This window comes from Flavobacterium sp. GNP010, assembly GCF_056428945.1.
Genome location: NZ_JBWJVK010000109.1, coordinates 1 through 1,843, shown reverse-complemented (window position 1 = coordinate 1,843; position 1,843 = coordinate 1). Strand labels below are relative to the sequence as shown.

Here is a 1,843-nt window from a genome sequence, read left to right as displayed (position 1 = left end):
CAAAAATACGGGATTCTAAGGCTCTTTTTATTTTAGACTTTCGGATAGCAGTGATCATTTAATAAAAAATGATATTAATATTTATGAAAAACTATTTGAAGAATCTGAGCAATATATATTAGATGACACAACTTCACTATGGTATACAATTGGTTCTTTGTTATGCGATATATCTTTGAAAAAATATGGAAAAGAAGGACTATTGAGCCTAATTAATTCAGGTAAAAAAGATGAAGATTTACTGCTAACTATTGAGAAAGTTTTCAAAATAAAAAGAGAAAATTTCGATAGTTTTATAAAAACAGAATTGCTTGACTATAAATGATAATTTCTGTCTGATTTAAGATCCAATTCAAAACTAAATTACAACAATAAAAACTAAAGAAAGATTTTCACTTTAATAAATTATAAACATCAACTAAATAGAATGAGCCCGACTGAATATCGAGCTCATTCTAAAAGATTAACACTTTCTCAACTTAACGATATAATTGAAAACTTGGTCTTTATTAATATTCAAATTTTCTTACTGTGATTATTCTTTAGCAGCCAAATATCTTTCAGCATCAAGAGCAGCCATACAACCCGTTCCAGCAGCGGTAATCGCTTGACGGTATACGTGGTCTGCAGCATCTCCAGATACAAATACACCTTCAACATTTGTTTTTGAACTTCCTGGCGTATTCACAATATATCCTGTTTCGTCTAGTGTGATAAAATCTTTGAAAATATCAGTATTGGGTTTGTGACCAATAGCCACGAAGAAACCGGTTGCAGGAATATCAAAAGTTTCACCATTAGATTTATTTAACGCTTTTACACCCGTAACCACTTGTTCATCACCTAATACTTCAACTGTATCATGGTTCATTAAGATGGTAATATTTTCGGTTTTGCGAACGCGTGCTTCCATAATTTTTGAAGCTCTAAATTTTTCGCTACGCACCAACATGGTTACTTTTTTACACAACTTAGACAAATAATGCGCTTCTTCACAAGCAGAATCCCCTGCTCCAACGATTACTACTTCTTGATTTCTATAGAAAAAACCATCACAAACAGCACATGCAGAAACTCCACCACCCATTTTTAAGTAGTGTTGCTCTGATGGTAATCCTAAATATTTAGCTGACGCTCCAGTCGAAATAATAACCGTTTCACAATGCAACTCTTTGGTCTCATTGATCCAAACTTTATGAATATCACCAGAGAAATCTACTTTCGTTGCCCAACCATCACGCACATCAGTACCAAAACGTTGTGCTTGTGCTTGTAAACCCACCATCATTTCTGGTCCTGTAATTCCCTCTGGATTTCCTGGCCAGTTTTCTACTTCATTTGTAGTTGTTAGTTGACCACCCGGCTGCATTCCTTGGTATACTACAGGATTCATGTTGGCTCTAGCCGCATAAATTGCCGCAGTATATCCTGCTGGACCAGAACCTATAATAAGACATTTAATTTTTTCGATTGTATCTGACATAATAAGAGTGAATTATAATTTTACGGTGCAAAAATAAGATTTAATTACGGTACAAAGGAGAATGTGGCATCAGTTTTAATTATTTTGGAATAGAAAAATCACTTCTGCAGCAAGGAGAACCGATTTAAAGTAAGAGTGGCAGTGTTTATTCCATAAACGAAAATTCGAACATGTGGCCTTCGCAATCTTTTGCTCTTACTGTAAATCCTTTATGCGCACCTAAATAACGACGAAGTCTTTCCTCTAATATCATAGAATTATAGCCTAGATTATAAATTTCTTGAATTGTCGAAAAAAGGATGTAAACGTAAAACATTGCTTTTAAAAATAAAAAAAGCCGAACGATATCGTTCGGCTTTT

General features: G+C 33.9%; 2 protein-coding genes. Both read right to left on the bottom strand.

Going from position 1 to position 1,843, the window contains the following annotated elements:
- Positions 1-535 precede the first annotated feature (535 nt).
- Positions 536-1,483 (bottom strand): thioredoxin-disulfide reductase, encoded by a 948-nt coding sequence (trxB, locus tag AC061C_RS15690; protein WP_417944090.1) that lies wholly within the window; start codon positions 1,481-1,483, stop codon positions 536-538.
- A gap of 145 nt (positions 1,484-1,628) precedes the next feature.
- On the bottom strand, positions 1,629-1,843 hold a 215-nt coding region (locus tag AC061C_RS15685; RefSeq protein WP_478291949.1), incomplete at its 5' end, for a GIY-YIG nuclease family protein.

What these genes read in the sequence shown, in the direction of transcription:
- trxB (WP_417944090.1), bottom strand. Translation starts at nt 1,483, where the DNA reads ATGTCAGATACAATCGAAAAAATTAAATGTCTTATTATAGGTTCTGGT.